The following is a 6000-nucleotide window of genomic DNA, read 5'->3' on the forward strand; positions in this document are numbered from 1 at the left end:
ATCCGCACCGCTGACCGTTCGTGAGGTCCCATGTCTGCTCTGCCCGTCACCGAGCCGGACCTGCTCGCCGTCGCCCGGCGGTGGGCCGCCGACACCGCGAGCTGGCCCGTGCCGCTGCGCTTCGACCCGACCACCCGGTGGTACGCCCGACTCGACGCCGACTCCCATCACGAGGTGTGGGCGCTGAGTTGGCTGCCCGGGCAGGGCACCGACCTGCACGACCACGGCGGCTCCTCCGGCGCCTTCCTGGTCGCGGCGGGTGTCCTGACCGAGGAGACGGTCAGCGGCGGGCGGCTGCGCCCGCACCTGCTCGCCGCAGGCTCCGGCCGACGCTTCGGGCCCCGGCACGTGCACGTGGTGACCAACCGGCACGCCGACCCCGCGGTCAGCGTCCACGTCTACCGTCCGGCCCTGCGCCGGATGACCCGCTATCGCCTCGCACAGGGCCGGCTGCTCGTCGCCGAGGTGGCCGAGGCCGGCGTGGCATGGTGATCACCCACGCCGCGTCGCCACCCGAACGTGCACCCGGCCGCGTACCCCTTGGAAGGAACCGATGATGTCGCAGAACCGTTCCGTCGCCGCCCGCTGTCCGGCGTCGGTGCCGCCCCCCGGCTCCCGGGGCATCGACGAGATCCTGGCCGCCGCCCGCACCCGACTCGACCGGCTCGACCCCGAGCAGGCCCACGTGGCGTACCGGACCGGTGCCCTGCTGGTCGACATCCGCCCGGCCGCCCAGCGCGCCGCGCACGGCACCGTGCCGGGCTCGCTGATCGTCGAGCGCAACGTGCTGGAGTGGCGCTTCGATCCCCGCTGCGCCGCCCGGCTGCCGCAGGCCGTCGGGTACGACGTGCCGGTGGTCGTGATCTGCCAGGAGGGCTACACCTCGTCGCTGGCCGCCGCCGCGCTGCAGGACATCGGCCTGCACCGGGCGACCGACGTGATCGGCGGGTTCGCCGCCTGGCGGATCGCCGGACTGCCCGTGCTCGGTCCCACTCCGCCCACCAGACCGTCCGCCCTCGCGTCCCCGGCGACCGCCGGCCGGGCGTTCCGCTGAACATCCACGCCCACCCGGCGTGGCGGTAGTCCCCAGGAGGCCACCATGTCCGTCGTCGCGATCAGCCCGCGCCAGTCTCCGCCCGGCCGCACGAACCGCGCTCGGCTGGTGCGGCAGCGCACCGGGCCGACCCTGACCATCACCGTCGACCTCGCCTCGGCGGCCGCGAGCCCCCGCCTGAACCGCCTGCTGGAGCTGCTGAGTGAGCTCGCCGAGTCGGGCGAGGGGCGGGTGTCGGGCGACGACGGCGTCGAGCGGCCCACCGTGGTGGAGGACCCGCGGACCGTGCAGATCCTCACCGGGCCACGCCGGGTGCGTCAGGGCGACCGGGACGTCCCGCTGACCCGCATCGAGTACGACCTGCTGCTCTTCCTCGCCGAACGGCCGCGCCGGGTGTTCACCCGCCTCCAGTTGCTCAACTCGGTCTGGGGCTACGACCACGCGGTGGCCCGCACCGTCGACGTGCACGTGCGCCGGCTGCGCGCCAAGCTCGGCGTCGACACGCCGCTGCTGACCACCGTCCACGGTGTGGGGTACCGCCTCGCCGACGACGCCCGGGTGACCGTCCAGCGGTGAGCCCGACCGACCGGTGCGGCGTGTCCTGCCACGGGACGCGCCGCACCGGTCTGTCCCGTACGCGTGACGGTGGTGGGCTCGCCTCTCGTGGCGTCGAGACGCGTCACACCATCGGGGGAATGCGAAAGCCGGCAGCCACCCCCGCATCAGGTCAACTTTGCGACTCTGCTGTAATCAACTGGCCTCGTACGCAGAGCGAGCGGTCGGCTCCGAAGTGTCGGTCAATTGTCACATTCATGCAACGCAGCCGCCCCTTGACCCTCGCACGAGCGCCGGGAAGCATCGACAAGGCGGCGTCCCGGGGCCGTGGGGAAAGCCCGGACCAGCCAAGGAGGACCATGTCGGTCAGCCCCGCATCGTCGCGCGCCGGATGGCATACGTCCCAACCTGCGGTTCCCGGTCGCCCGCCCGGCGGTCAGCGGCGTCCGGCCAACTCCTCCACACCGGTCCTCACCGTCACGCTGTCCATTCCGCTGGTCTGCGAGGAGTCGTTGACACCGGCCGCCCGGCGGCTGCTCGACGCGGCGCGGGAACTACTGGAACGCGGCGAGGGGACGATCGTGGCCAGCCCGCCGGTGGTGCCGGAGCGGCGTACCGAGAGCGTCCCCGCCGGCCGCGCGCCCGCACGGCAGATCGCCCCGACCATCCCGACCCTGCACATCCTCGCCTCGTCCCGTTCGGTGCTGCGCGACGGCGAGCCGCTGCCGTTGACCCGGCTGGAATTCGACCTGCTGCTGCACCTGGTCGCGCACCCCCGCCGGGTGTTCACCCGACTCCAACTGCTCAACGCGGTCTGGGGCTACGAGCACGCCGGGGTCCGCACCGTGGACGTGCACGTACGCCGGCTGCGCGGCAAGGTCGGTGTGGACGTACCCCTGGTCACCACCGTCTACGGCGTCGGCTACCGCCTCGCCGACGACGCCCGCGTCACCCTCGACCGCACCGCCTGACCCCGACCGCGTCGTCGCTCTCGCCGGACCTCGACCTCCCCCCGCCGGGACCTCGACGGCACTGCCGTCACCGACGAACCCCGACCCGGCAGCACGACCGCCGGCCGGGTCGCGCCGAACACCCCGACGGCGACCGGGCACGATGGTCGGATGCGTGTGCGTCCGGTCTCGCCCGAGTTGCTCGTCGCCGAACTGGCCGAACGGTTCGCCTCCGCCGCGCCGACCCGACGGCTGCGGGTGGCCCTGGACGGCGCTCCCGCTGCCCGCCCCGACGAGCTGGCCACCGCACTGATCGACCCGCTGCGCGCCCTCGGCCGCCCGGTGCTGCACGTCCGGGCCGAGGACTTCCTCCGCCCCGCCTCGGTACGCCTGGAGCGCGGACGGACCAATCCGGACGCCTACTACGAGGGCTGGGTCGACGAGGCCGGCCTGCGCCGCGAGGTGCTCGACCCGGCCGGGCCGGACGGCACCGGCCGCCTGCTGCCCTCGCTCTGGGACGCCCGGGCCGACCGGGCCAGCCGCGCCGACTACGTCACGCTGCCGCCCGGCGGGGTGGTGCTGGTCAGCGGCGCGTTCCTGCTCGGCGGCGGACTGCCCTTCGACGTCGTCGTCCACCTGGAACTCTCGCCCGGCGCGCTGCGCCGCCGTACCGACCCCGACCTGGCCTGGACGCTGCCCGCGTTCGACCGGTACGCCGACGAGGTCGCCCCCGCCGACTTCGCCGACCTGGTGGTGCGGGCCGACGACCCGCGCCGTCCCGCGATCGTGGAATCCGACGACCACTCGGTTTGACCTGCTGACGTGCTGGGTACTCGCGGGGCTCACGGCGCCCGGGAGTCCTCGCCTGGGCGGTATGACCGGGTGGGGAGCCTTCCGCCCGCGATGACTGACGAGGCTCAGGAAAGGCAGGCAGCGATGCTCGTCCACGACACGGTCGGCACGGGCCGATCCCAGGCGGAGATCGACCAGATCCGACTCTCCCTGCAGGCCCGCCACGACGAGCTGTCCGCGGAGTACGAGCAGGCGGTGCAGCAGAGCCACGTGCTGCGGCTGGTCGAGGTGGGCGACACCGCCGGCGACGACCAGGCCGACAGCGGCACCAAGACCGCCGAGCGGGACACCGCGCAGTCACTGCTGCGGACCATCCTCGACCGGCGCGCCCAGTACGAGCACGCGCTGACGCGTCTCGCCGAGGGCACGTACGGCTTCTGCGAGGGCTGCACCTCGCCGATCCCGGTGGAGCGGCTGGAGATCTTCCCGTCGGCGACCACCTGCGTGACCTGCAAGCAGACCCGCGAGCGTCGGGCTGCCTGAGCCGACGGCGACCGGTCGGTCCGGGACGCGGCGGGGACCCCACCGATGGGCGAGATCAAGGTGGGTACCCCACCCCACCCCACCCACCCCACCCCACCCACCCCACCCACACCCTGTTGATCAAGAAGTTTGGGACCTGCCGAGTGCGGGAGCAGGGCCGAAACCTCTTGATCAACTCGGGCGGGAGGCGGGGCTCATCCGGTGGGGGTGAGGGTGGGTCACCCGCGAGGTGGGGAGGGTGGGGGTGAAGGTGGAAGGCGGCGACACCGTGGGGGTGGTGGGCGATGACGGCTCAGGTGGTACGGCAGCGGCGACAGGGCGCGGTGCTGCGGGTCGTCGGCGCGTCCGGCCAGGCCCGGCGGGCGCCACGAGCCGGGAGCAGCCCGGTACGGCACCGGGGCGGTCCGGTGGGGCCGCCGCGACGGCACGACGACCGACGGTGGGAAACCGACCTACGGGGGTGGACTGATGTCTGAGCGGTTCGAGTCGGCGGTCGAGTCCTCGATGGACAAGACCATCCTGATCCTCAAGGACATCGAGCAGGCGTACGGGTGGCCCAAGGAGCAGCGCAACCAGTCGTACGCGGCGCTGCGCACGGTGCTGCACCTGCTGCGCGACCGGATGCCGGTGCAGGAGAGCGTGGAGTTCTCCGCCCAGTTGCCGATGGTGGTGCGCGGCATCTACTTCGAGGGCTGGCAACCCTCCGACGTTCCGATCAAGCTGAACCGGGACGACTTCCTGTACGAGGTCCGTCAGGGCTTCCCGTACGACGTGCAGGGCGGCCCGGAGCGCGTGGTCCAGGTGGTGCTGGACACCCTGCGCCGGCACATCACCCAGGGCGAGTGGGACGAGGTGAAGGACACCATGCCCGACGACCTCGCCCGGATCATGCCCTGACCCGTGCACCGGCAGCACCGGCCCGCCCCACCCCGCGTGGAGCGGGCCGGTCGGCTACCAGAGGTCGAAGTGGAACACCTCGAACGAGGTGCCGTAGCGCACGCCCAACCGGCTCCCCACCGGCCGCGCCCCGCCCTCCAGGAACTCCTCGGCGTCGAAACTGCCGTCACCCAGCCCGGTCAGGTACGCCTCGTGCGCCTGCAGCGACGCCACCCCCTGCGCGAACGTCTCGGTGGTGTCCACCCCGTGCTCGGAGCGCGGCGACGAGGCCGCCCACACCTGACGTACGCCACCCCACGGCTCGACCCCGTCGGTCAACTGCTCCGGGAAGATCCACCGGTTGCCGGCGTCCCGGACCGCGTCCAGCGTGGCCTGACCCACGGCGATGTGGTCGGCCTGGTTGAGGGTGACCGCGCCGTCCCAGGTCTCCCGGAAGTTGTTCGTGATGACGATCTCCGGGCGGTGCCGGCGCACCACGGCCGCCAGCTCCCGGCGCAGCGGTACGCCGTACTCCAGGATCCCGTCGGGCAGACCGAGGAACTCGACGACGTCCACGCCGACCAGCTCCGCCGAGACGCGCTGCTCCTGCTCGCGTACCGTGCGGGCCTGCTCCGGCGCCATCCCGTCGATGCCCGCCTCGCCGCTGGTCACCAGGCAGTACACCACCTGCTTGCCCTGGCCGGTCCAGCGGGCGATCGCGGCGGCGGCACCGAACTCCAGGTCGTCCGGGTGCGCCACGATCGCCAGCGCCCGCTGCCAGTCCTCGGTCACCGGGGTCAACGGCGTGTCCATCGGCACCTCCATCCGGTCGGGTCCGTCCATCCTGCCACCCGCCGCACCAAGGAACGGCACGTGTGGACCGGTTCCGGCGTCTACGGTGGGGTGCAGTGTGGTTAGAGAAGATCGGGCGCGGGGTAACACCCGCCGCACGACGCACCCGACCAACGGCGGGGGCGGGTTGATCCGAGGGAGCACGATGCCACTCAACGACGATGACATGCAGACCACCAGCGGCGGCGGGCTCGAAGGTCCGGCCGACGGCGGAGCGACCCCGGGCCAGCACGACGGTGGGGCGGACGGCAGCGCCGAGGGTCCGGCCGACGGCGGGGCCACTCCGGGCCAGCACGACGGTGGGGCGGACGGCAGCGCCGAGGGTCCGGCCGACGGCGGGGCCACTCCGGGCCAGCACGACGGTGGGGCGGACGGCAG

General features: G+C 73.2%; 9 protein-coding genes. 8 read left to right on the top strand and 1 reads right to left on the bottom strand.

Features of this window, described 5'->3' with window-relative positions; translation table 11 throughout:
- The first annotated feature begins 30 nt into the window (after positions 1-30).
- The 7 genes from ABT008_RS18095 (at position 31) to ABT008_RS18125 (ending at position 4791) form a co-directional block, all read left to right on the top strand.
- A complete protein-coding gene (locus ABT008_RS18095) occupies positions 31-492 on the top strand; it encodes a cysteine dioxygenase (protein WP_350697366.1) in 462 nt (153 codons plus the stop codon).
- 64 nt (positions 493-556) lie between these two features.
- The gene (locus ABT008_RS18100; RefSeq protein WP_350697367.1) at positions 557-1054 is read left to right on the top strand and encodes a rhodanese-like domain-containing protein; all 498 of its coding nucleotides are present in this window, start codon (positions 557-559) and stop codon (positions 1052-1054) included.
- Positions 1055-1186: 132 nt separating this feature from the next.
- Entirely contained in the window at positions 1187-1630 is a 444-nt protein-coding gene (locus ABT008_RS18105; protein ID WP_350697399.1) for a winged helix-turn-helix domain-containing protein, read from the top strand.
- A gap of 338 nt (positions 1631-1968) precedes the next feature.
- The gene (locus ABT008_RS18110) at positions 1969-2580 is read left to right on the top strand and encodes a winged helix-turn-helix domain-containing protein (protein WP_350697368.1); all 612 of its coding nucleotides are present in this window, start codon (positions 1969-1971) and stop codon (positions 2578-2580) included.
- A gap of 150 nt (positions 2581-2730) precedes the next feature.
- Complete coding sequence (locus ABT008_RS18115; RefSeq protein WP_350697369.1) at positions 2731-3372, top strand: nucleoside/nucleotide kinase family protein; 642 nt, start codon at positions 2731-2733, stop codon at positions 3370-3372.
- 123 nt (positions 3373-3495) lie between these two features.
- Positions 3496-3894: a TraR/DksA family transcriptional regulator gene (locus tag ABT008_RS18120; RefSeq protein ID WP_350697400.1), complete on the top strand. Its 399-nt coding sequence runs from the start codon at positions 3496-3498 to the stop codon at positions 3892-3894.
- Between the two features lie 468 nt (positions 3895-4362).
- Positions 4363-4791, top strand: coding sequence for a DUF2267 domain-containing protein (locus ABT008_RS18125; RefSeq protein WP_131057497.1), 429 nt, complete (start codon positions 4363-4365; stop codon positions 4789-4791).
- A gap of 54 nt (positions 4792-4845) precedes the next feature.
- On the opposite strand, the gene ABT008_RS18130 is transcribed toward ABT008_RS18125, so the two are convergent.
- Positions 4846-5613 (bottom strand): PIG-L deacetylase family protein, encoded by a 768-nt coding sequence (locus ABT008_RS18130; protein WP_350697370.1) that lies wholly within the window; start codon positions 5611-5613, stop codon positions 4846-4848.
- A 154-nt stretch (positions 5614-5767) separates the two neighbouring features.
- Between ABT008_RS18130 and ABT008_RS18135 the strand changes: the two genes are divergently transcribed.
- On the top strand, positions 5768-6000 hold a 233-nt coding region (locus ABT008_RS18135; RefSeq protein ID WP_350697371.1), incomplete at its 3' end, for a hypothetical protein.

The organism is Micromonospora sp. NPDC002389, assembly GCF_040296095.1.
Taxonomy (GTDB): Bacteria; Actinomycetota; Actinomycetes; order Mycobacteriales; family Micromonosporaceae; genus Micromonospora.

What these genes read in the sequence shown, in the direction of transcription:
- ABT008_RS18110 (WP_350697368.1), top strand. Translation starts at nt 1,969, where the DNA reads ATGTCGGTCAGCCCCGCATCGTCGCGCGCCGGATGGCATACGTCCCAA.
- ABT008_RS18130 (WP_350697370.1), bottom strand. Translation starts at nt 5,613, where the DNA reads ATGGACGGACCCGACCGGATGGAGGTGCCGATGGACACGCCGTTGACC.
- ABT008_RS18095 (WP_350697366.1), top strand. Translation starts at nt 31, where the DNA reads ATGTCTGCTCTGCCCGTCACCGAGCCGGACCTGCTCGCCGTCGCCCGG.
- ABT008_RS18120 (WP_350697400.1), top strand. Translation starts at nt 3,496, where the DNA reads ATGCTCGTCCACGACACGGTCGGCACGGGCCGATCCCAGGCGGAGATC.
- ABT008_RS18115 (WP_350697369.1), top strand. Translation starts at nt 2,731, where the DNA reads ATGCGTGTGCGTCCGGTCTCGCCCGAGTTGCTCGTCGCCGAACTGGCC.
- ABT008_RS18125 (WP_131057497.1), top strand. Translation starts at nt 4,363, where the DNA reads ATGTCTGAGCGGTTCGAGTCGGCGGTCGAGTCCTCGATGGACAAGACC.
- ABT008_RS18100 (WP_350697367.1), top strand. Translation starts at nt 557, where the DNA reads ATGTCGCAGAACCGTTCCGTCGCCGCCCGCTGTCCGGCGTCGGTGCCG.